This is a genomic window from Clostridium sp. AT4 (genome assembly GCF_001517625.2).
Lineage (GTDB): Bacteria > Bacillota > Clostridia > Lachnospirales > Lachnospiraceae > Enterocloster.
Genome location: NZ_LN999825.1, coordinates 157592 through 180526, shown reverse-complemented (window position 1 = coordinate 180526; position 22935 = coordinate 157592). Strand labels below are relative to the sequence as shown.

The following is a 22935-nucleotide window of genomic DNA, read 5'->3' as shown; positions in this document are numbered from 1 at the left end:
GGGTGAGATCAGTGCCGCAGAAGAGATGGAAAACGGTTACACATACCTTATGACGCATGATGCAAAAACAGGGGATACACTATGAAAACGATTACAGAAAATACAGTACAGGCAGGACAAGGTCGCATGAATATTAAAGAAATTGCCCGGGTGGCAGGAGTATCTCCGGCTACCATATCCCGTGTACTAAATGGTTCGGGATATGTGAAAGAAGAGACAAAGAAAAAGGTAATGGCGGCAGTTGAGAAAAATAACTATACGCCCAGTCTGATTGCAAGGAGTCTGAGCGGAAGAGACAGCTTCAGTATTGGAGTGATTCTCCCTTCCGCAAGTCAGAGAGTTTACAGTGGGATTCTGGAAGGGATCTGCCGTCTGGCTCAGCCTTTCGGCTACAATATTGTTCTTATGAACACAGGAGGGGATATAAAGAAGCAGCATGAGTTTCTGGAGGCTGCTGAAAACCAGAGAATGAAAGGGCTTATCGTTGCTCCCGCAGCTTCTGATGACAGAGGGACGAGAGATAAACTTCTCCATCTGGAAGAGCAGGGAATGCCAGTGATCTTGACAGAAGGGAATATAAAAGGAGCACCGTTTGACTGTGTGTTTGGAGATAACTGGAGGGGGGCTTATGAAGGCGCTGAGTCCCTTATGGATGCAGGCCATAAAAAGATTGCAGTCATTCGTGAAAAAGGCAATTTCAGAGAGGACAGGGAGCGTTTTCGGGGCTTTATGCAGGCAATGGAGGATCATGGCCTGGAGGTTTCCGATGAATATGTAATATACAACGGAGAAAGCGGAGCAGAAACAGCAGATGCAATTGCGCGGCTTTTAGAAGAAAATACACCGCCTACGGCCCTGTTTGCACTGAGCGGGGCAGGAACATGCAGCTGTATGAAATGTCTGGAAAGGAAGGGGCTGACGGCAGGAGAAGATTTGGGCTTTATGGGCTTTGATGATCAGCCGGTTTTATATGAGCTGGGATATCGTCTTTCTGTTGTGGAGCGGGATGCAGTGGAACAGGGAAGGGAAGCGATGAGACTGCTTCAGGAACGATTTGATGAAAAAGAACAGGAACGCAGAATCGGAAAGCGTGTAATGGTTCCATGCAGGCTGATTCTGCGCGGATCCGGGAATATGAAAACGGTTACAGAAAGCGCCAGAAAAAAGAAATTGGCAGGAAAAAAGGAAAAAGAAAGCCCGGAGCGTTAACTCCAGGCTTCGCGCATCATGGCAATCTCACGGGCATAGCCATCCAGATCATTCGGTGTTTCCAAATAGAAGGGAAGATGGCGTAAGGCGGGATGATTGATAATGGCTTTTAAGGACGGAAGGCCAATCTGGCCTTCGCCCAACCGGGCATGGCGGTCTTTGTGAGAACCAAGGGGATTCATGCTGTCATTGAGATGGATGGCTTTCAGACGATTTAAACCAATGATGTGATCAAATTCTGCGAGAACATCATCCAGATGGTTTGCGATATCATAGCCGGCATCCCATACATGACAGGTATCCATACAGATCCCCATATGGTCGGACAGATCTATCCGGTCAAGAATCTGGCGAAGTTCTTCAAAGCTGCGGCCGATTTCGCTTCCTTTTCCAGCCATGGTTTCTAGGAGAACAGTGGTGGTTTGTTCCGGTTTTAATATGGCATTTAACATATCTGCGATGTAGGAAATTCCCACATCAACACCCTGTTTCACATGACTTCCCGGATGGAAGTTATAAAGATTTCCGGGAGTATATTCCATCCGTGCCAGATCATCTGCCATAGTTTTTCTGGCAAAATCCCTGAGATGAGGATCGGCAGAGCAGGCATTCAGAGTATAGGGGGCATGACAGAGAATGGGAATCAGATTCTGTTCCTGCACCTTTTTAAGAAATAGAGCTACATCTTCAGGATTGATTTCTTTGGCATTTCCTCCGCGGGGGTTGCGTGAGAAAAACTGAAAGGTGTTTGCATGTATTTTGGCAGCATCCTTTGCCATGGAACAGTAGCCTTTGGCAGAGGAAAGATGACAGCCGATTCGTAACATATAGGAGCCTCCTTTAACATTGTTTTTATGTAAAATTGATCGGCAGTTTCTGCAGAAATGTTTCACGTGAAACATTTATAGTAGAAACTGCCGGTATTTTAATTTTCCAGATAAGGGCGGAATAATTCATAAAATCGAGTAGGGGATTCCAGATGGGGCAAATGTTTCGCCTTAGGAACTGGCACTGTTTCGATTGCAGGATTGTAATTCTGATAATCTTCCATGGTTTCGGACATACCATCCAACTCTGCTCCGCCAAAAAGACAGATGCTGTTATCAATCCGGCGCAGAGCGGTTGTAATATTGCATTTCGTGTAGTTACATTTTACACTGGCATAAATGGATTTTGGAGAAGCTCCCAGATGGGCTGCTTCATAGTAAGCATCAACCAGCCGGGAATTAACAGAGTAGGGATTACAGAAGCAGCGGCTCATAAAATCCTGAGTAAGATTTTTTCGGCTGCAGGCTATATTGTAAATCAGAGTTCCTGCAATGGGAAGATCCAAAATCAACTTATAAAGCCGGGCATTTTTTCCCGGAACCAGACTGCTGGAGAGCAGAGATTCGGGATTGATCAGAAGAAGCCGGTCAAAGAGCTCCGGACTATTGCTGCAGGCCATGACAGCAATCGAAGAGGAGTCTCCAGTTGCCGCCACATCGGTGCGGTGACCGATTTCTGATTTAATAAAATCTGAAATCAGCTGGACGTAAAGATAGTTTGTGTAGGTGAGATTCGGCTTTTCTGAACGGCCAAATCCCAACAGGTCAATGGTATAGACGGTTCGATCCTTTGCAAGACGTCGGGCAAATTCTTTCCATTCATAACCGCTGGAAGCGGGGGAGAGATCATGGATCAGAAGAATCGGTTTACCACTGCCTTCTTTTGTATAGTGAATGTTTCCAAAGCGCCAGTGATAGCATAGAGAGGCGCTGCTTTCATTTTCAAGAATGTGTCTGGAAATCGCAGACAGTTTAATGGCCTTGTTGATACAGGCAGTGGCGGCAGCATCACCTGCAGCCAGTATGAGCAGAGTCAATAATTTATTTCTTGTTTTCATTCGTTTTATCTCCTGAAAAAGTAATGATAGGTGTCGTGTGCTGGTTCGTAAACCGGGCAGTTTTTGTCCACTGATGGTAAGATTATTATAGTACAAGTGGATAGTGATTACAATGAAAACTGTTTTTTGAGTTTCCGCACTTTACTGTGTTCTGGCGTCCTAAACACCAGAACACAGTGCTTCCTTGTCTACAGATGGTAATGTTTCACGTGAAACATTACTCATGTAATATTTTGTATAAAATAGAAAAATAAGTACAAATGCAGAGTTTTTCATAGGAAAAGCAGAAAAGTTGTGTTATAATCGTCTGGTACATCGAAAACGAACGTGAGGAAACGGATATGGGACGGATTATTACAATAGCAAATCAGAAGGGCGGAGTAGGAAAAACAACCACGGCGATCAATCTGGCAGCCTGCCTTGCAGAAGCAGGACAGCATGTAATGCTGGTGGATTTTGACCCACAGGGAAATGCCAGCAGCGGCCTGGGCCTGGAAGAAAAGGATTTTGAACAGACCGTTTATGATATGATGGCTGGAGAGGCTTCTATAAAGGAGTGCATCACAAAAGAGGTTCAGGAAAATCTGGATGTACTTCCTTCGGATATGAATCTGGCGGGTGCGGAGATTGAATTTCAGGAATTGGACGAGAAAGAGATTCTGCTTAAGAAATCGTTAGACATGGTACGGGATGAGTATGATTTCATTTTAATTGATTGTCCGCCTTCATTAAATGTACTTACGATTAATGCTTTGACAGCAGCTGATACCGTGCTGGTGCCAATCCAGTGTGAGTATTACGCATTGGAGGGATTGAATCAGATGTTAAAGACGGTAGATTTGGTGAAGAGAAAGCTGAACCCGTCATTGGAACTGGAAGGCGTAGTATTTACTATGTATGATGCCAGAACCAATCTGTCTCTTCAGGTAGTGGAGAGTGTGAAGAGTAATCTGAATCAGACAATCTATAAAACAATCATTCCAAGAAATGTGCGGCTTGCAGAAGCTCCAAGTCATGGAATGTCCATCAATCACTATTCGTCCCGTTCTACGGGTGCGGAGAGCTATCGTATGCTGGCAGCAGAAGTGATTAGCAGAGGAGAGGTATAATGGCGGCTAAAAGAGGTTTGGGAAAAGGTTTGGGCGCAATCTTTGGGGAAGAAGTGATTAAGGAACAGAAAGAAAAGATTGCGATGGAAGATGGAAAAGGAAAGGAACTGATGGTAAAGCTTTCTCTGATTCAGCCTAATAAGGAGCAGCCAAGAAAGACATTTGATCAGGAAAAGCTTAAGGAGTTATCTGCCTCAATCAAACGGTACGGGATTCTTCAGCCGCTTCTTGTAAAGAAGAATGGGAACTTTTACGAGATTATTGCCGGAGAAAGAAGATGGAGAGCTGCCCAGATGGCGGGACTCAAGGAAGCGCCGGTGGTTTTAAAGGAGTACAGCCGACAGGAAGCAATGGAGATTTCTCTGATTGAAAATGTTCAGCGGGCAGATCTGAATCCTATTGAAGAGGCGAAGGCGTATCAGCAGCTGATTCGTGAGTTTAATCTCACGCAGGAGGAAATTGCAGAGCGTGTAGCAAAAAACAGAGCGACCATTACGAATACCATGCGTCTTTTAAAGCTGGATGAGCAGATTCAGGAAATGCTCATCCAGGGTATTATTAGCAGCGGTCATGCCAGAGCGCTTCTTTCTCTGGACGGTGGGGGACTGCAGTTAAAGGCAGCAAAGGAAATTATAGAAAAAAGCTTAAGTGTTCGGGAAACAGAACGGTTGGTAAAACGGATGGCCAAGGAAGCTGCTGGAGAAGAAAAGAAGGAAAAGAAAGCGGATGATGCCCTGATGCTGATTTATCAAAATCTGGAAGACAGAATGAAAACCATTATGGGAACAAAGGTCAGCATACATAATAAAGATAAGAACAAAGGCCGTATAGAAATCGAATACTATTCAGAGGCAGAGTTGGAACGAATTGTGGAATTGATTGAGTCCATCCACTAGAAATAAAGATTCTGTATCTAACATTCGGATAAGAGTAAGGAGAGATTAGATAAGAATGGAAAACAGTATGCTATTTGAACTTCCATTTGATCCGGCATATATTATTGTAATATTGTCAGGCTTGGTAGTGATTCTATTGATTCTTGTAATTGCTGCTATGGCAAAGCTGAAAAAATTGAGTCGGAAATATGATTATTTTATGCGGGGAAAGGATGCGGAAACACTGGAGGATGTGATACTGGATCAGCTGGAGGAAATTCGTATTTTGAAGGCAGAGGATCGGGCAGCCAAGGACTCGATTCGAACGTTGAATCGAAACTTCCGTTCTTCCTTTCAAAAATTTGGAATGGTTCGATATAATGCATTTCCTGGAATGGGAGGAACACTGAGCTTTGTAATTGCAGTTTTGGATTATACGAACAGTGGCTTTATTTTGAATTGTATTCACAGTAAGGAGGGCTGCTATTTATATATGAAGGAAGTAGATGCAGGCAAGACTGAAAAGGTGCTGGGAAATGAGGAGCAGGAAGCTCTGGAGCAGGCATTGGGATATGTAAAGAAAAATTGATGATGCAGGGATATCTGGGAATATAAACTCAGATATCCTTTTTTATGTTTCACGTGAAACATTTTTTATGGTTTCTGCATATGATAAAAGTGAAAGATATGGGTAAGGACAGATGAATGGAAAATTTTAAAAGTATGTATCCCAGAGAAATCCGGATGATACAGAGCTATGTATCGGAAGCATGTGACAGAATGGATTATCAAAACAGCCCTATGTATGATGAGTGGCCAGAACAGAGAATGGTAGATCAAATGTGCAATTCCGTTTGTGAGGCTGTGAGTACATCCGGAGACATGGGGATTTTAAGAGAGGCGTGGGAGATGCAGGAGAAAAAGACGATTGAAAGAATGAGCGTGGAAGAAGAACAGGAAGAGGAAGTAGTGGATCAGGAAAAAAAAGGGGTGGAAAAAGGTACAGATCGGGAAAAAGAAAAGGTTGAAACAGAGGAGTTAAATGATGAAGAAAACAAGAAAAATGATGGTAAAAAAAAGACTGTGGATGAGAGGGGAGAGGAGAATATAAAAGAAGGGGCAGAAGAAAATAAGAATCCCATGGAAAGTGACATGGAAGAAAATATCTATCAGGTAACAGCAGAGGCGGATTTAAGAGAACATAACAGAATAATTGAAAGCCAGGAAATGAGACCTCCATTGAGGAATTGGTGGAACGGCTGGGGGATCAATGGGATTAGGCCGGATGTGCAGGGAATGGCTTGGGGGATGGGATCCATGTATGCCCCGGTTGTTCCTGTGGAAACTGAAAATGGCCCGGTGCTACTGGGACAGGAACTCAGACGTCCGCCCCATATTCCGGGATCAGCCCGGCCGCAGAATCCTGGCCCGGTGCGTCCACCGTATCCGCCGCAGGGTCCCGGCCCGGTGCGTCCACCGTATCCGCCGCAGGGTCCCGGCCCGGTGCGTCCACCGTATCCGCCGCAGGGTCCCGGCCCGGTGCGTCCACCCCGCCCGCCGCAGGGTCCCGGCCCAGTGCGTCCACCGTATCCACCGCAGGGTCCCGGTCCGGTACGTCCACCCAGACCTGGTATTTATCCAGCCTGGTTTCGCGATATTGTAAAGACCTTGATTTTAGATGAGATGCAGAACCGGCGGTGCCGCAGAGGAATGTGTATTGGATAGAATTACAGCATAAAAGTTATCACAGGAAATATTCAAAAAAGATTAAGTTGTAGTTTTAACGGTTATTATATAAAATAGAGGTAACGATTCAGGACGGAGGGAGAACTGGCAGAAAAATATGTGTCAAGCTTGCTTGTAAGCGGATTTTTCTTCCAGTTCTCACACCGGAGATGGAAAGGTAAAATTGAGCAGATAAAATTCTGAAAAGGAATGAACAGATGAAAAAAATAATACAGAGAGCAGGAATCCTGTTTGTGGTTTTTCTGGCTGCATTGGTGGTATACTTTATCGGTGCACACAGGACATCAGAGCAGGAGGGCGCCGTATATTCATCCATGGATGAATCAAGATTGCCGGTGGTATATACGGAGTTTGAAGGAAAGGAGATTAACGGTCTGCACGGATATGTTCAGGATATGGGAAATCGTGCGGCCGGAGAAGCGATTTCTGTTTTGTCTTCAGACAGAAGACTGAATCTTCGCATCCATGAGTTTGGAAATACAATTACAGAAATCAGTTATGAGATAAGGAATCTTTCCATGGATCGCCTGATTGAACGGACAGAGCTTTCGGACTGGTCCAGCAAGGAGGGCATAACCACAGTGAGCCTTCCTATCCAGAATCTGATTTCTAAGGATAAAGCGTATCTCTTAATTTTAAATGTAAAGACAGCAGAACAGCAGATCCAGTATTATACCCGTATCATGTGGACGGATGCTCCAAGGGCTTTGGATATGCTGCAGCTGGCAGAGGAATTTACAAGAAAGAGTTTGGATTATGAGCAGGCAAAGGAATTGATATCGTATCTGGAAACCAGTCCGGAGGAGGATAACAGTTCTCTGGGCCATGTGACGATCCGGGCCAGTTTTGATCATTTGACCTGGGATGGACTCCATGCGGAGATGGAAGGAGAACCCAGGATTACCCTTCAGGAATTTGACGGAATTATGGGACAGGTTCAGGTTCAATATTATGTCCGGCTTACAGATTCGCAGGGAAAGGAGAGTCTGGCAGAGGCAGAAGATAATTTTGCCATGAAATGGAATGAGCAGCGGATCTACTTAATGAATTATGAGCGCAATGCCAACCATATTTTTACAGGAAGTGAAGGGGCATTTTCTGGAAAGAGGATTGTTTTGGGAATTTCCGATGAAGCCGGTATTGGTACGGTAAAGAGCCAGGATTCCCGGTATATTCTTTTTAAAGTAAATGGCAATCTGTGGCGTTATGATCAATCAGACCACAGGATCATGTGTGTGTTTACATTTTCAAATGGAGAAACAGACGATGTGCGCAGCAGCTATGGAGATCATGATGTACAGATTTTGAGAGCAGGAGATGACGGCTCGGCAGATTTTCTGGTTTACGGCTATATGAACCGTGGACCGTATGAGGGTCAAACCGGAGTGATATTTTATCGCTATGATGCGGGAAGCAATACAGTCCAGGAGAAATTCTTCATTCCGGTTGTTCTGGAATTTGAAAAATTAAAAAAGGATATAGAGCAGCTGGCCTATGTAAGTCCCGGAGAAATGGTATATCTGATGCTGAATGGAAATGTATTTGGAATTGATTTAAGCAGTAACGAATCCATTTCTGTAGCTCAGGGACTTACGGAGGGAACCTTTGCGGTAAGCCATGACGGAAGCCGGATGGCATGGCAGGAAAAGAGAGAGGATACACGGGATGAGAGGATTCATGTGATGGATTTTAATACATCCCAAAAACAGGAAATTCCTGTTTCAGAAGGTGATTATGCCAGGGTGCTGGGCTTTGTAGGAAGTGATCTGATCTATGGTTTTGCCCGGCAGGAGGATGTCTGGAGTGTAAACGGAAGGGTACAGGAAATCCCCATGTATGTGATGTATATCGCGGACAGTGACATGAACATTGAAAGCGAATACAGAAAGGACGGAATCTACATTTCAGATGTGGTGACGGAGGATGGACGGATTCATTTAAAGAGGCTGGTAAAGCTGGGGGACAATCAGTATTCCTATCAGGATGAGGATACCATTGTCTGCAATGAAAAGGTGGAAACAGATCCACTGGAGGGAATTGGCTGGTATGCTTCTTCCGAGATGGGACGAATGTATTTTGTACAGATGGATTCAGACCAGAAGGCTTCGTCTGTAAAATCCGAACGGCCAAAGGCATTTTCGTATGAAAATACAGGTACTCTGGAGCTGGCAGGAAAAGCGGCTTCGGGAGAAAAAGGTGAAGTGATTTTTTACGCTTACGGAGGCGGCCATTTTCTGGGAGCATCCAGACAGTTTGCAGAAGCTGTGAACCTTGCCTATGATAAAATGGGATTTGTGACAGATGAAAGAGGACACCTTGTCTGGGATCGCATTAACCGTCAGCCGATCCGAAATCTGAAAGATCCATCCGGTGCAGCCGGTGCAGTGATGAGCCATCTGGATGGATTTACCAGAAGTACGCTGTATGAGGACGGGATCATGGTGATTGACGCTACGGGCTGTACACTGAATCAGGTATTGTATTTTATTGATAAAGGGATTCCGGCAGCCGCTTACAGAGAGGATGGAAGTTATGTTCTTCTGTCCGGTTATGATACCTATAATGTAACCATTTATGATCCTGCTGTCCAGGAAAACGTAAAAATGGGGCTGGGGGACGCAGCCGCGCACTTTGGAAGCCAGCATAACCGTTTCCTGTGCGGGTTAAAAATTGAATAAAAATAATTTTGAAACACGCCTGTCCGGTGAAACGTTTTTTTCGCCCGGCAGGCGAGTTTGCTTTACAAATCCTGTTCTTATGGTATAATCTAAGAGATGTAAATAAAATGTGAACAAAGACAGAAAGAAAAATTAAGGTCTGTTCGATCAGTAATTGAGGTATAAAATGGAACATTATATTATAAAAGGCGGCAATCCGCTGGTGGGCGATGTGACCATAGGCGGAGCCAAAAATGCCGCACTTGGTATTCTGGCAGCATCCATTATGACCGATGAGGATGTTCTTATCGACAATCTGCCGGATGTGCGGGATATCAATGTTATGCTGGAAGCAATCCAGGAGATCGGTGCCAGCGTACACCGCATTGACCGCCATACAGTAAAGATCAACGCAGGAAATATCAGAGAAGTATCCGTGGATGACGAATATATCCGCCGGATCCGTGCGTCCTATTATTTTATCGGTGCTCTTTTAGGAAAATACAAGAGCGCTCAGGTTCCTCTTCCCGGAGGCTGCAATATCGGAAGCCGCCCCATTGACCAGCATATTAAGGGCTTCCGGGCGCTGGGAGCAGATGTACAGATTGAGGGCGGAGCAGTGATCGCCCATGCCATTGATTTGGTGGCAAGTCATATTTATCTGGATGTGGTTTCTGTGGGAGCGACCATCAATATCATGATGGCTGCTGCTATGGCAGAGGGACAGACGATTCTTGAGAATGCTGCCAAGGAGCCCCATATCGTAGATGTGGCAAACTTCCTTAACAGTATGGGAGCCAATATTAAGGGTGCAGGAACAGACACAATCCGTATCAGGGGCGTAGAGCGGCTTCACGGCACAGAATATTCTATTATTCCGGATCAGATCGAGGCTGGTACCTTTATGTGTGCAGCAGCAGCAACCAGAGGCGATGTGATGGTAAAAAATGTAATTCCAAAGCATCTGGAGGCGATTTCCGCCAAGCTTACAGAGATTGGCTGTGAGGTGATCGAGTTTGATGACGCAGTCCGTGTTGTGGGTAAGCCGAACCAGCGTCATACAGATATTAAGACACTGCCATATCCCGGCTTTCCTACCGATATGCAGCCTCAGATGGCTGTTACACTGGCTCTTACCAAAGGAACCAGTATGGTTACAGAAAGCATTTTTGAGAATCGTTTTAAATACGTGGACGAGCTGGCACGCATGGGAAGCTCTATCAAGGTAGAGGGAAATGTAGCTGTGATTAACGGCGTAGAAGGCTTTACTGGCGCTCAGGTAAATGCGCCGGATCTTCGGGCAGGTGCAGCTCTGGTAATCGCAGGGCTGGCGGCAGAAGGATATACCATTGTAGATGAGATCGGATATATTCAGAGGGGATACGAAAGCTTTGAGGAAAAGCTCCAGGGGCTGGGAGCCATGATCGAGCTGGTGGATTCTGAAAGGGAGATGCAGAAATTTAAACTTAGGGTAGGATGATGACCGTATATCCATCGTACGGTTTCATATAAGAATAGCCTCTGTCAGGAGCAATCCGGGCAGAGGCAAAATTATCTCATAAGGAGGGTTATGAAATGACCGGGAGAACAGGAAAAAGAAGGTTCCTGGGTCTGCTTTGGTCCCTGATTCTTACCTGCAGCCTTATCACAGGTATGTCCATGTCCGCATGGGCACAGGAGGCTGGAACAGTCAAAGGAGCGGATCAGGACATTGTGGTTCTATATACCAATGATGTTCACTGCGCAATTGATGAAAACATCGGTTACGGCGGATTGGCGCTGTACAAAAAGCAAATGATGAACCAGACACCGTATGTTACTCTGGTGGATGCAGGTGATGCCATCCAGGGTGCTCCGGTAGGAACTCTGTCCGAGGGCGGTTATATCATTGATATCATGAATCAGACAGGATATGATGTGGCAGTTCCGGGAAATCATGAGTTTGACTACGGTATGCCCAGATTTCTGGAATTGGCAGAAAAATTAAACTGCGGATATTATTCCTGCAACTTTATCAGCACTGCTTCCGGACAGTCTGTATTTGCACCCTATAAGATGATTTCTTACGGTGATACACAGGTGGCTTATGTGGGCGTTTCCACACCGGAAAGCTTTACAAAATCTACGCCTGCTTATTTCCAGGATGCGAATGGAAATTATATCTATTCCTTCTGTGAGGATGCAGACGGAACTGCATTTTACAATCAGGTGCAGTCGGCAGTGGACAGTGCCAGGGCTGAAGGAGCGGAATTTGTGATTTTAGTTGGACATCTGGGAGAAAATGGAATCACAGAGCGCTGGAGTGCCGGAAGCCTGATCGGTCATATCCGGGGCGTGGATGCCTGCATTGACGGACATTCCCATGAAACTACACTTTCCATGATAGTAAAGGATGCAGACGGGAAGGATGTTATCGTTACCCAGACAGGCACTAAGCTGGCAAATATTGGAAAGATGACCATTCATACAGATGGAACGATTTCCACAGAGCTGATCTCAGAGGTTGTGCCTTCAGAAGTAAATCGTACCTATACGGTTCAGAAGAATGATTCCTTAAGCAGGATCGCCAAGAGAGAGCTGGGAAGCTATGACCGCTGGAGAGAGATTTATGACAGCAATCGGGATAAGATTTCTGATCCGGGTACCATTTATCCCGGAATGGTTCTTACCATCCGCCAGGGCAGTGTTGTAAATGAAAATGGCCGTGCAGTGGATCCGGATACCCACAGCCTGATCGAGCAGATCAAGGGGCAGTTTAACGAAACCTTAAAGACCCCATTGGGAAGTACAGCGTACAAGCTGACGATCAAGGATGAGGCCACCGGAGAACGCCGGATAAGAAATGGCGAAACTAATCTTGGTGATTTGGCGGCAGATGCTTACAGAGTTCAGCTGGGAGCAGACATCGGACTTTGCAATGGCGGAGGCGTCCGCACAGATATTGAGTCCGGAACCATTACATATGAGGATACACTGGCTGTATTCCCATTTGGAAACATGGGATGTGTGGCAGAGGTGACAGGACAGCAGATCAAGGATGCCCTGGAAATGGGCGTTAAGAATTATCCTGAGGAGTCCGGAGGCTTCATGCATGTATCCGGTCTGACCTATACCATTGACAGCTCTGTAAAATCCAGTATAAAGGTGGATGATAAGGGTAATTTTGTCAGTGTAGACGGGCCGTACAGAGTTACGGATATTCAGGTTGGCGGACAGCCCATTGATCTGAATAAGACTTACACAGTGGCTTCCCATAATTATATGTTAAAGTCCGGTGGGGACGGCATGACCATGTTTAATGGCTGCAATATTATAAAGGATGAGGTTATGGTGGATGTAGATGTATTATCCACCTATATTCAGGGCCTGGGCGGTTCTGTATCCTCTGAATATGAGAATTCCGAAGGACAGGGACGGATTGTGATCCAGTAAAAAGATTGTTTTAATGAAAATTCCGGCAGAGGAGATGGAACTTTGCCGGGATTTTTTGCGCGGAAAAATGTATATTGACAGGAAAGAAAAAATGATTTAATATATGCTGGTAGTCATTTCACAATAGAAAACGTTCGTAAATATCCCTTATTCAGAGTGATGGAGGTATAAAGGACCTGTGAAGTCACGGCAACCCCGGTTGAGTATCCCGTAAGCAGTGCTTATGCGGTGTGCGAAAGGGCCGGAAGGTGCCAGCCTGAGCGAGGAGTGCAGCTTATAAAGTTTTAAAAAGAGCTTTTTGATGTGCTTGATCGAGCAATAAGAGGATTTGAAGATCTAATATTTTCAAGTCCGCCGTTGCTGCGGACTTTTCTTTTTGCCAGAGGGCAGAGGATTACACCTGCTTAAATGACACGAAACACAGTACAGTATGTATTTATTTTACAGCAAAGAAAAGGAGAATGATTGATGGAGAGAAGATTATTTACATCTGAATCTGTAACTGAAGGCCATCCGGACAAAATGTGCGACGCGATTTCTGATGCGATTTTAGACGCTTTAATGGAGCAGGATCCCATGAGCCGTGTTGCCTGCGAGACAGCGACCACCACAGGACTGGTGCTGGTTATGGGCGAGATCACCACAAAGGCATATGTAGATATCCAGAAGATCGTAAGAGAGACGGTTCGCGAGATTGGCTATGACCGTGCAAAATATGGTTTTGACTGTGATACCTGCGGCGTGATTACCGCCATTGACGAGCAGTCCTCCGACATTGCTATGGGTGTTGACAAGGCTCTTGAGGCAAAGGAAAACCGTATGTCCGAGGAAGAGCTGGACGCCATTGGTGCAGGCGACCAGGGTATGATGTTCGGCTATGCAAGCAACGAGACAGAGGAGTATATGCCATATCCTATTTCCATGGCTCACAAGCTGGCTAGAAGACTGACTGAGGTAAGAAAGAACGGTACCTTAAAGTATCTTCGTCCGGACGGAAAGACTCAGGTTACAGTAGAGTATGACGAGAATGGAAAGCCGGTTCGTCTGGATGCAGTGGTTCTGTCCACTCAGCATGATGAGAATGTAACTCAGGAGCAGATCCATGCAGATATCAAGAAGTATGTATTTGATGAGATTATTCCTGCAGATATGGTAGATGAGAATACAAAGTTCTTTATCAATCCTACAGGACGCTTTGTAATCGGCGGACCTCACGGAGACAGCGGTCTGACCGGACGCAAGATTATTGTAGATTCCTACGGCGGAACGGCACGTCACGGCGGCGGCGCATTTTCCGGTAAGGACTGCACCAAGGTAGACCGTTCTGCAGCTTATGCGGCCCGCTATGTGGCTAAGAATATCGTAGCTGCCGGTCTGGCTGATAAGTGCGAGATCCAGCTGTCCTATGCAATCGGCGTGGCTCACCCAACCTCTATTATGGTAGAGACCTTCGGAACAGGAAAGCTCAGTGAGGAGAAGCTGGTAGAGATCATCCGCGAGAACTTTGACCTTCGTCCGGCTGGAATCATCCGTATGCTGGATCTGCGTCGTCCGATCTATAAGCAGACTGCTGCTTACGGACATTTTGGCCGCAATGACCTTGACCTTCCTTGGGAGAAGTTAGATAAGGTGGATACCCTTAAAAAATATCTGTAATAAGAATACAAAAAGGCATTTGCACAATGGTATGTATCGGCGTGCAGATGCCTTTTTTCAGCTCCAGCTGCTGTCCGTAACGTGGCATTGGCCGAAACATAGAAAAGCTCTCCTTATGTTACAGTTTTATTTTTATAGTTGCCAGGTATATTTTACCATAATTTATAAAATAGCAGTGGATAGGTTTTAAAATTATACAAAATATCCAAAGTGGTGTTATATATTTAACAATCTTTTTGCCATTGGTGAATCGATAGAGTATGCTCTGAGACTAAAAATTTGCGCAAAACCTGAAAAAAGAAAAAATATGGTTGACATTTTTTTAACGATGTTATATAATGCGGATAGTTAAATTGTTAATAAATTGACAAACATTCCGAATACAAACACAAACACAAGGAAAATGGAGGAAATGGAAATGGCAAAGAAGACCGAGCAGGTAGTTCCGGAGATCATTGACAGCGTAGAGGGACTGAACGCCAAGATGGCAGCAATGCGCGAGGCTCAGAAGGTATTTGCAACCTACACACAGGAGCAGGTAGATAAGATCTTTTTCGCGGCAGCAAGCGCAGCGAATAAAATGCGTATTCCGCTGGCAAAGATGGCGGTAGAAGAGACCGGAATGGGCGTGGTTGAGGATAAAGTAATCAAGAACAACTACGCAGCTGAGTATATCTACAATGCATACAAGAATACAAAGACCGTTGGTGTGGTTGAGGAGGATAAGGAGTACGGTATAAAGAAGATTGCAGAGCCAATCGGCCTGATCGCAGCTGTTATCCCTACTACAAATCCAACCTCCACTGCAATCTTTAAGACACTGATTTCCTTAAAGACACGCAATGCCATCATCATTTCCCCACATCCAAGAGCAAAGAAGAGTACCATTGAGGCTGCCAAGGTTGTGCTGGAGGCTGCTGTTAAGGCAGGCGCTCCTGAGGGGATCATTGGATGGATCGACGTTCCTTCCCTGGAGCTGACCAATGAGGTAATGAGAGACGCTGATATCATCCTGGCAACTGGTGGCCCGGGCATGGTTAAGGCTGCATATTCTTCCGGTAAGCCTGCGCTGGGCGTTGGCGCTGGAAATACGCCAGTTATCATTGACGATACGGCTGATATCCGTATGGCAGTTAACTCCATTATCCATTCCAAGACCTTTGATAATGGTATGATCTGTGCTTCTGAGCAGTCTGTAACTGTTCTGGAGCCTGTATATGAGGCTGTTAAGAAGGAATTTGAATACAGAGGCTGCTATTTCTTAAAGCAGGGTGAGATTGAAAAGGTAAGAAAGACCATCCTGATCAACGGGGCATTAAATGCAAAGATCGTAGGACAGTCTGCATACACCATCGCAAAGCTGGCAGGTGTGGATGTTCCGGTTGATACAAAGATTATCATCGGCGAGGTTGAGTCTGTAGATATCAGCGAGGAGTTTGCTCACGAAAAGCTGTCTCCTGTACTGGCTATGTACAAGGCTAAGACCTTTGACGAGGCTCTGGATAAGGCAGAGCGTCTGGTAGCAGACGGCGGCTACGGCCATACCTCTTCTCTGTACATCAATGTAAATGAAAAAGAAAAGATGATGAAGCATGCAGAGAGAATGAAGACCTGCCGTATTCTTGTAAATACACCTTCCTCCCACGGCGGTATCGGCGATCTGTACAACTTTAAGCTAGCTCCGTCTCTTACACTGGGCTGCGGTTCCTGGGGCGGAAACTCCGTATCTGAGAACGTTGGCGTTAAGCATCTGCTGAACATTAAGACTGTTGCTGAGAGGAGAGAAAATATGCTGTGGTTCCGTACACCTGAGAAGGTTTACTTTAAGAAGGGCTGTCTGCCTGTAGCATTAAACGAATTAAAGGATGTAATGGGCAAGAAGAGAGCCTTTATCGTAACAGACTCCTTCCTGTACAAGAACGGCTACACAAATGTAATTACAGACCGTTTAAATGAAATGGGAATCACATATACCGTATTCTCTGACGTTCAGCCTGATCCTACTCTGGCAAATGCACAGGCAGGCGCCAAACTGATGAAAGAATTTGAGCCGGATGTAATTATCGCAATGGGCGGCGGCTCCGCAATGGATGCAGGAAAGATCATGTGGGTACTGTACGAGCATCCGGAAGCAGATTTCATGGATATGGCAATGCGCTTTATCGATATCCGCAAGAGAGTTTACACTTTCCCGAAGATGGGTGAGAAGGCTTACTTTGTAGCTGTTCCTACCTCCTCCGGTACAGGTTCTGAGGTTACTCCATTTGCCGTTATCACCGATCAGGAGACAGGCATCAAGTATCCTCTGGCTGATTACCAGCTGCTTCCAAATATGGCGATTGTTGATACTGACAACATGATGAGCCAGCCAAGAGGCTTAACCAGCGCTTCCGGCGTTGATGTTTTAACCCATGCATTAGAGGCATATGCTTCTGTTATGGCAACGGATTATACAGACGGACTTGCATTAAAGGCAATGAAGAACGTATTTGACTACCTGCCGATCGCTTACAATGAGCCAAACAATGTTGAGGCACGCCAGAAGATGGCAGACGCATCCTGTATGGCAGGTATGGCATTTGCGAACGCATTCCTGGGCGTATGCCATTCTATGGCACATAAGCTGGGCGCATTCCATCATCTGCCCCACGGTATTGCAAATGCGCTGATGATCTCTCTGGTAGTTGAGTTCAACGCTGCTGAGAATCCACGCAAGATGGGAACTTTCTCCCAGTACCAGTATCCGCATACCATGGCAAGATACGCTGAGTGTGCAAGATTCTGCGGAATCAATGCAGGCAGCGATGAAGAGGCTGTGAAGAAGCTGATCGAGAAGATCGAGGAGTTAAAGAAGGCTGTTGGCGTGAAGTCCTGCATCAAGGATTACGGCATTGACGAGAAAGACTTCTTAGACAGACTGGATGATATGACGGAGCAGGCCTTCGACGACCAGTGTACCGGCGCCAACCCAAGATATCCTCTCATGAGCGAGATCAAGGATATGTATTTAAGAGCTTATTACGGAAAATAATCGAACCCATTGAGGGTGAACCTTTATCCTTTGTGTTTGGAACAGGCCGTCTGTCCGGTTAGGGCAGGCGGCCTGTTCGCGTAGAAATATTTACTCCACCGTTCCATACAAAAGCTCATGCTGCCGTTTCACCCGGTTTTTCACCATACTGCGGAAATGGCCTGGCCCCAGAACCTCTATTACGGGGCCGAAGGAAAGGATATCGATGAGAAGCTCCGTTTCATCTGCGGTATCATAGTAAATGGAGCACAGCCAGTATTTGCCTTCTTCATGGTATTCCGTATGCTTTTCATAGCTGGCAAAGTGAAGCATACAGCGTTCAAGAGAGTTCCGTTCTCCGGTTATTTTTAAGAGAACGGGCTCTTTTGCTTTGCGGACCGGGAGAAAGCGGTGGCAGGAGAGAGTCTGTATATCGCTGTCCGAAAGGAGGTCAGGGGAAACGCGGCAGTCACGAATCCGTTCCAGGTTGAGAATGGTATTTAGGCCGCAGCGTCCCCGTCGGTACTGCAGACAGCAGAGACGGAATTTGTCATCCTTGGAGGAGTACTGGAGCTGATAGGGGATGACTTCAAAGGAATGGCAGATTCCTTTTTTGCCTTCATATCCAATAAAAAGGATATGATGCTCCCTCAGGGCTTTTAAAATTGCCTGAAAATGCTCCCGGTAGGAAGGTGAAGCATAGGAATCACCGTCGCAAAACTGGTCGTAATAGTAAAAATTTTCTTGCTGATACAGCGGTTCAAATCCCTTTAGGGATTCTGAAAGATTTTTTAATTCTTCATCCGTAAAAAAGAGCCGGAAGCGCGGGTCATGGATCAGAGCTGCCAGCCAGGACATCTGAAGTGCAGTCAGCGGCAGTTCGGGAGGAGAAAAATGCAGGGCACTTTCATAGCAGCCAGGATGCTCCTTTGGGGGGAAAAGAAGGGGCCACTCTCCCTTTGTAAGTTTCGGGAGTACAGCCAGGGCTGTTTCCTGAAAGGCCTGATTTTTGCAGATCTGCTCCATTTCTTTCATGTTCACTGAATGGCCGGCAGCTTCCTCCAAAATATGGCGGACCGTGTGGTAGTAACAGCTATATATCTCATTAAACAGTTCCATTTGTTTCTTCCTTTTCTTCGCTGCAGTACATCTGATACATCCGTTCCCAGTCTCTTGTGACCTTAAGGATGGCAGGTTCACAGGTTCCCTGAATATCCAGAATGCGCCCGGTAAAGGACTTTACCCAGGACAGAAGTTCATTGGTATCGAAAAATGCTCCCGTATACAGATATTCATGCTCCCGTATTTTTAGGATTTCTCCGCCCTTCCCCTCCCGGTAAAGGCGTTTTAAAACATAGGGTTCTTTTTCTTCATCAATAGAAAGGCGCAGGCAGATGGTTTCCAGGCGGCTTCTTCCGCTTCCGAAGGAAACGCCCCAGCAGCGTTTTATATTCGCCAGCAGCGCCTCATAGGTTCGTTCATAGTCTTCCCAGGGCTCCTTAATGGTAATGGAGAGAATGGAGTCCAGACGGGCATTGTGGAACCTCCGCAGAGATGGAAGGTACAGACAGAGGTAGCGCCTTCCGGTACGGGTGCTTACAAAGATTTTTAAGGGAACGCCGGACTGGGAGGAAATGCTCCCGGAACGGAAACTCTTATTTTCATAGTCGATCAAACGGTGCTCCCGGATGGCTGTAAGGCTTTGCAGGAGCACCTGATCTTCCAGGGTATGTACGATAAAATGATGCTTGAACTGAAAAAAGGTATTTTTCCGGTCGTGCCAGTCCAGAATGGTGCTCCCGATAAACCCGAAAGGGGCGGTTCCCTGAAAAAAGGAAACAGCGGTTAAAAGAGTATCATTTAAGGGAGAGTCATGGGGAAACTGGGGCGGGAGCATCTGATAGATAAGGTTTTTTCCTTCTTTATGAGAGCACAGCAGTCCCAGAGATTCGTATTCCTTCAGCTTCAGCCGCACGGTCTGGGGGTCAAAGGCAACGCCGTAGGTAAGGGAGATCGCATCGCTCAGGGCAGAGGCATTCATTCCCCGAGGATGATCGGTGAGCTGATCCAGAATGAAAAAGTGCAGAAGGATATCATTATCCGTAAAGCTTTTCGATTTCCAGGCCGCATAGAGGGGATTTTCGGGCACTGTCTTGCTGTCGATATTGATATAGACCTGTTTTCCCTTGGTCGTATAGGAAGAGCAGGTGTAATCGCCCAGCCAGCTCTCGATCCGCCTCCGTTCATTGTCATAGGTCCGGGCGCTGCGGGAGTCAAAATCATTTCTCACCTTAAATCCATAAATATAAAACTGGCGCATATAATCCCGGATCCGGTCAAAGTTTTTGATAAGCTCCTGAAATTCTGCCATATAGATCCCTCCATAGGGTGATATAGCTCCATTATAGCGGGTTCGCACCTTTTTTTAAATGATAAAAATGGAAAATCAGGCTAAGATAAAGCCATGATAAGAAATGAAAGGATGTGCAGGATATGTTCGTAATGTATGAAAAGGATGCCATGAGATTGCCGGTAAAGGTATGGCTTGAGGATAAAAAGGATTTGGAAGAGACCTGCAGGGAACAGGCATACCACCTGGCACAGCTTCCATTTCTCCATAAATGGGTCAATCTGATGCCGGATACCCATGCAGGAATGGGAATGCCCATCGGCGGTGTGATCGCTGCAGAGGGAGTGATCATCCCTAATGCAGTGGGTGTGGATATTGGCTGCGGGATGGCATATACGGAAACCAATATTCCGTTAGAGGCCATTCGGGAGATCCAGACCGGGAACGGAACGCTGATCCAGGCGGTGATCGGTGATATTATGAGAAATGTTCCCGTGGGCTTTGCCCATCATAAGTTGGGGATGCCCTCTTATACCATGGACCGGGCACTGGAAGAGCTGAACCTGTATGAGGAGGATGCAGAGCTTTTGGGACAGTTGGAGGCCGGATATTTTCAGATCGGAACTCTGGGCGGAGGAAATCATTTTATTGAGCTTCAGGAGGATGATCAGGGGATGCTGGCAGTGATGATTCACTCCGGCAGCCGTCATTTTGGAAAATCCGTCTGCGACTATTTTCATTATAAGGCCCGTCAGCTGAACCAGAAATGGTACAGCCAGGTGCCGGATGAATACAGGCTGGCTTTTCTGCCCGTGGACAGCCCGGAGGGCCGCCAGTATCTGCGCTGGATGCAGCTTTCCATGGATTTTGCAAAGGAAAACCGGGAAAAGATGATGCTGGCAGTAAAGGCGATTCTGGAAAAGTATATTGGAAAATATACGGAGCTGGATTTGAAGTTTTCCGGCGATATTAACTGTCATCATAATTATGCATCCCTCGAAACACGCTATGGAAAAGAGGTATGGGTGCACAGAAAAGGTGCGGTAAGGGCAGAAAACGGCGAACTGGCAGTTATCCCCGGCGCCATGGGTTCTTACAGCTATGTGGTGATGGGAAAGGGGAATCAGGAGAGTTTTTGTTCCTGTTCTCACGGAGCAGGGCGGAAATATTCCAGAAAAGGCGCTATGGAAGCCTTTTCCTGTGAGGATGTAATCCTGGATCTGAGAAAACAGGGCGTGGTTCTGGGAAAGAAGGGAAAGGCAGATGTGGCAGAGGAAAGCCGGTTTGCCTATAAAGATATCGATCAGGTAATGAACGCCCAAACGGATCTTGTAACCCCGGTCAAACGGCTGAAGACCGTAGGGGTGGTAAAGGGATAATGATGGAAAAGTCCGGCACCTGCAGGGCAGGAGGGCCGGTGTCAGATACAGGCAGTTCTGCCCATGGGAGGAGTATTTCCTGGCTCCCCGGTGCCGTCGCCTATGGCGTTTTGGTATTCCGGCAGGACAGCATATAGTCAGCACGATGGGCCGCAGGTTCAAATCCTGCCATGATGGCAAGTCATGTAGCTAAGCGGGTATAGCAATCGTTAAGAGACATCTTAAAAATGTCACAGGAGCACGGCTTTGCAGTCAAAAGGCTGCAGGGCCACAGAAAGAATGCGCTTTTTGCTTCGGCTGCAGGCAGCATCGCGGCAGTCTCCGGCAAGGCCTGTGCAGTTTCGGATACCGCCCAAAGGAGCCGGGATAAGGAAGTTTTGGAGTCCTTTGCCCTTTGGGCTTAAGAAACAGCCCCCTGGGCCGGGGATGAAGCATGGCGCAGGATTTTCTGTATGAAACAGGGAAATTGTTTGTGAAACAGGGAGGTACCTATGATAAAGAAATATAAGATCAATGAAAATGAGTGCGGCTATCTGATCCGCAGGGGCCGCTTTGAGAAGCTGTTGACTGTGGGAACCTACTATTTTCTCAGCCTGTCCGGCTGTGAGGTAAAAATTGTTCCCATGACCGGGGCTGTAAATACCTGTGGGATTCCGGAGGAAATCCTGATGAAGAATCCGGAATTTGCTTCCCGTGTGGTAAAAAATGTGCTTCCGGATACATCCATTGCCATCCGGTTTGTAAATGGAGCGTTCAGAGAGGTGGTCTGTAAGCCGGAGACATTGTTCTGGAATGTATTTGAGAAAAATGAATTTCAGGTGATTGATATCACAAAGCCATGGATGGAAGAAACCCTTCCCAGGATGTATATGGAGCTGATGCCTGCCAAATACTATAAGAAAATTGTGATTAAGGACGGAGAGACCGGGCTTTTGTACTTTGACAATCAGTTTGAGCGGCAGCTGGAAACGGGAACTTACTTTTTCTGGAATTACGGAAGGGAAACTACCTGCAAAGTATTTAACCTGAAGCTTCAGCAGCTGGAAATTTCCGGTCAGGAGATACTGACAGCAGATAAGGTGGGGGTGCGGCTGAATGTGATCTGCACTTACAGGATCACAGATCCCCGCAGGCTGGTAATGCTGGTGGAAAATGTGGGAACACAGCTCTATACCCATGCGCAGCTGATCCTCAGGGAATATGTAGGACGGTTCCGTCTGGATGAGCTTTTGGAGCAGAAGGAGGAGATCAGCCAGTATGTGCTGGAGGAGATGAAAAAGAAGCAGGAGGATTACTGCGTGGAAATCGTCTCTGCGGGAATCAAGGATATTATCCTTCCGGGGGAGATACGGGAGATCATGAATACTGTGCTTCTGGCGGAAAAACGCGCCCAGGCCAATGTTATCACCCGAAGGGAGGAGGTAGCTTCTACCAGAAGCCTCTTAAATACCGCAAGGCTGATGGATGAAAACCAGACCCTCTTTAAGCTTAAGGAGATGGAGTATCTGGAGCGGATCTGCGATAAGGTGGGGACGATTTCTCTAAATGGCGGAAAAGGAGTCATGGAGCAGCTGGCGGAGCTGGTGGGGATGGAACGAAAGGAAGCCGGGAGATAGATTCCCGGCCT

Annotated in this window: 17 protein-coding genes and 1 riboswitch; of the genes, 13 read left to right on the top strand and 4 right to left on the bottom strand. The window is 46.4% G+C overall.

Annotation, left to right across the window (positions count from 1 at the left end):
- The first annotated feature begins 81 nt into the window (after window positions 1–81).
- On the top strand, window positions 82–1209 hold the full coding sequence (locus tag BN3656_RS01805; protein ID WP_066543487.1) for a LacI family DNA-binding transcriptional regulator: 1128 nt from the start codon (window positions 82–84) through the stop codon (window positions 1207–1209).
- Here the strand turns inward: BN3656_RS01805 and BN3656_RS01800 are convergent.
- Both BN3656_RS01800 and BN3656_RS01795 read right to left on the bottom strand, forming a co-directional pair.
- Entirely contained in the window at window positions 1206–2036 is an 831-nt protein-coding gene (locus tag BN3656_RS01800; protein ID WP_066543484.1) for a deoxyribonuclease IV, read from the bottom strand. The genes BN3656_RS01805 and BN3656_RS01800 overlap by 4 nt on opposite strands.
- A gap of 98 nt (window positions 2037–2134) precedes the next feature.
- Entirely contained in the window at window positions 2135–3094 is a 960-nt protein-coding gene (locus BN3656_RS01795) for an alpha/beta hydrolase (protein ID WP_066543481.1), read from the bottom strand.
- A 341-nt stretch (window positions 3095–3435) separates the two neighbouring features.
- Here BN3656_RS01795 and BN3656_RS01790 point away from each other — a divergent pair, with 341 nt between their 5' ends.
- The 9 genes from BN3656_RS01790 (at window position 3436) to adhE (ending at window position 17600) form a co-directional block, all read left to right on the top strand.
- Complete coding sequence (locus tag BN3656_RS01790) at window positions 3436–4203, top strand: AAA family ATPase (protein WP_066543480.1); 768 nt, start codon at window positions 3436–3438, stop codon at window positions 4201–4203.
- Window positions 4203–5099 (top strand): ParB/RepB/Spo0J family partition protein, encoded by an 897-nt coding sequence (locus tag BN3656_RS01785; protein ID WP_066543478.1) that lies wholly within the window; start codon window positions 4203–4205, stop codon window positions 5097–5099. Before BN3656_RS01790 ends, BN3656_RS01785 begins: the two co-directional genes overlap by 1 nt.
- A gap of 55 nt (window positions 5100–5154) precedes the next feature.
- The gene (locus BN3656_RS01780) at window positions 5155–5667 is read left to right on the top strand and encodes a DUF4446 family protein (RefSeq protein WP_066543476.1); all 513 of its coding nucleotides are present in this window, start codon (window positions 5155–5157) and stop codon (window positions 5665–5667) included.
- A gap of 116 nt (window positions 5668–5783) precedes the next feature.
- Window positions 5784–6803: a hypothetical protein gene (locus tag BN3656_RS01775; RefSeq protein WP_066543474.1), complete on the top strand. Its 1020-nt coding sequence runs from the start codon at window positions 5784–5786 to the stop codon at window positions 6801–6803.
- 218 nt (window positions 6804–7021) lie between these two features.
- Window positions 7022–9502 carry a hypothetical protein gene (locus BN3656_RS01770; protein ID WP_066543472.1) on the top strand — a complete coding sequence of 827 codons (2481 nt, stop codon included), beginning with the start codon at window positions 7022–7024 and terminating at the stop codon, window positions 9500–9502.
- A 166-nt stretch (window positions 9503–9668) separates the two neighbouring features.
- Window positions 9669–10961, top strand: a complete 1293-nt coding sequence (locus BN3656_RS01765) for a UDP-N-acetylglucosamine 1-carboxyvinyltransferase (RefSeq protein ID WP_066543470.1) — start codon at window positions 9669–9671, stop codon at window positions 10959–10961.
- Window positions 10962–11056: 95 nt separating this feature from the next.
- The gene (locus BN3656_RS01760; RefSeq protein WP_066543468.1) at window positions 11057–12913 is read left to right on the top strand and encodes a bifunctional UDP-sugar hydrolase/5'-nucleotidase; all 1857 of its coding nucleotides are present in this window, start codon (window positions 11057–11059) and stop codon (window positions 12911–12913) included.
- Between the two features lie 144 nt (window positions 12914–13057).
- Window positions 13058–13196: riboswitch (SAM riboswitch) on the top strand.
- Between the two features lie 185 nt (window positions 13197–13381).
- Window positions 13382–14569, top strand: coding sequence for a methionine adenosyltransferase (gene metK / locus BN3656_RS01755; RefSeq protein ID WP_066543466.1), 1188 nt, complete (start codon window positions 13382–13384; stop codon window positions 14567–14569).
- Between the two features lie 418 nt (window positions 14570–14987).
- Window positions 14988–17600: a bifunctional acetaldehyde-CoA/alcohol dehydrogenase gene (gene adhE, locus BN3656_RS01750; RefSeq protein ID WP_066543556.1), complete on the top strand. Its 2613-nt coding sequence runs from the start codon at window positions 14988–14990 to the stop codon at window positions 17598–17600.
- 90 nt (window positions 17601–17690) lie between these two features.
- Here adhE and BN3656_RS01745 read toward each other — a convergent pair whose 3' ends face one another.
- Together BN3656_RS01745 and BN3656_RS01740 are read right to left on the bottom strand one after the other, a co-directional pair.
- Window positions 17691–18698 (bottom strand): WYL domain-containing protein, encoded by a 1008-nt coding sequence (locus tag BN3656_RS01745; protein WP_066543464.1) that lies wholly within the window; start codon window positions 18696–18698, stop codon window positions 17691–17693.
- Entirely contained in the window at window positions 18685–19950 is a 1266-nt protein-coding gene (locus tag BN3656_RS01740; RefSeq protein WP_066543462.1) for a WYL domain-containing protein, read from the bottom strand. Before BN3656_RS01740 ends, BN3656_RS01745 begins: the two co-directional genes overlap by 14 nt.
- A 122-nt stretch (window positions 19951–20072) precedes the next feature.
- Here BN3656_RS01740 and BN3656_RS01735 point away from each other — a divergent pair, with 122 nt between their 5' ends.
- From BN3656_RS01735 to BN3656_RS01730, 3 genes are all read left to right on the top strand, one after another.
- Window positions 20073–21308, top strand: a complete 1236-nt coding sequence (locus BN3656_RS01735; RefSeq protein ID WP_066543457.1) for an RtcB family protein — start codon at window positions 20073–20075, stop codon at window positions 21306–21308.
- A 227-nt stretch (window positions 21309–21535) separates the two neighbouring features.
- Window positions 21536–21712, top strand: coding sequence for a hypothetical protein (locus BN3656_RS16565; protein WP_167544847.1), 177 nt, complete (start codon window positions 21536–21538; stop codon window positions 21710–21712).
- Window positions 21713–21799: 87 nt separating this feature from the next.
- Complete coding sequence (locus tag BN3656_RS01730; RefSeq protein ID WP_066543455.1) at window positions 21800–22924, top strand: slipin family protein; 1125 nt, start codon at window positions 21800–21802, stop codon at window positions 22922–22924.
- Window positions 22925–22935 lie beyond the last annotated feature (11 nt).

Coding starts and splice junctions, on each gene's coding strand:
- BN3656_RS01805 (WP_066543487.1), top strand. CDS start 82: ATGAAAACGATTACAGAAAATACAGTACAGGCAGGACAAGGTCGCATG.
- BN3656_RS01800 (WP_066543484.1), bottom strand. CDS start 2,036: ATGTTACGAATCGGCTGTCATCTTTCCTCTGCCAAAGGCTACTGTTCC.
- BN3656_RS01795 (WP_066543481.1), bottom strand. CDS start 3,094: ATGAAAACAAGAAATAAATTATTGACTCTGCTCATACTGGCTGCAGGT.
- BN3656_RS01790 (WP_066543480.1), top strand. CDS start 3,436: ATGGGACGGATTATTACAATAGCAAATCAGAAGGGCGGAGTAGGAAAA.
- BN3656_RS01785 (WP_066543478.1), top strand. CDS start 4,203: ATGGCGGCTAAAAGAGGTTTGGGAAAAGGTTTGGGCGCAATCTTTGGG.
- BN3656_RS01780 (WP_066543476.1), top strand. CDS start 5,155: ATGGAAAACAGTATGCTATTTGAACTTCCATTTGATCCGGCATATATT.
- BN3656_RS01775 (WP_066543474.1), top strand. CDS start 5,784: ATGGAAAATTTTAAAAGTATGTATCCCAGAGAAATCCGGATGATACAG.
- BN3656_RS01770 (WP_066543472.1), top strand. CDS start 7,022: ATGAAAAAAATAATACAGAGAGCAGGAATCCTGTTTGTGGTTTTTCTG.
- BN3656_RS01765 (WP_066543470.1), top strand. CDS start 9,669: ATGGAACATTATATTATAAAAGGCGGCAATCCGCTGGTGGGCGATGTG.
- BN3656_RS01760 (WP_066543468.1), top strand. CDS start 11,057: ATGACCGGGAGAACAGGAAAAAGAAGGTTCCTGGGTCTGCTTTGGTCC.
- metK (WP_066543466.1), top strand. CDS start 13,382: ATGGAGAGAAGATTATTTACATCTGAATCTGTAACTGAAGGCCATCCG.
- adhE (WP_066543556.1), top strand. CDS start 14,988: ATGGCAAAGAAGACCGAGCAGGTAGTTCCGGAGATCATTGACAGCGTA.
- BN3656_RS01745 (WP_066543464.1), bottom strand. CDS start 18,698: ATGGAACTGTTTAATGAGATATATAGCTGTTACTACCACACGGTCCGC.
- BN3656_RS01740 (WP_066543462.1), bottom strand. CDS start 19,950: ATGGCAGAATTTCAGGAGCTTATCAAAAACTTTGACCGGATCCGGGAT.
- BN3656_RS01735 (WP_066543457.1), top strand. CDS start 20,073: ATGTTCGTAATGTATGAAAAGGATGCCATGAGATTGCCGGTAAAGGTA.
- BN3656_RS16565 (WP_167544847.1), top strand. CDS start 21,536: ATGTCACAGGAGCACGGCTTTGCAGTCAAAAGGCTGCAGGGCCACAGA.
- BN3656_RS01730 (WP_066543455.1), top strand. CDS start 21,800: ATGATAAAGAAATATAAGATCAATGAAAATGAGTGCGGCTATCTGATC.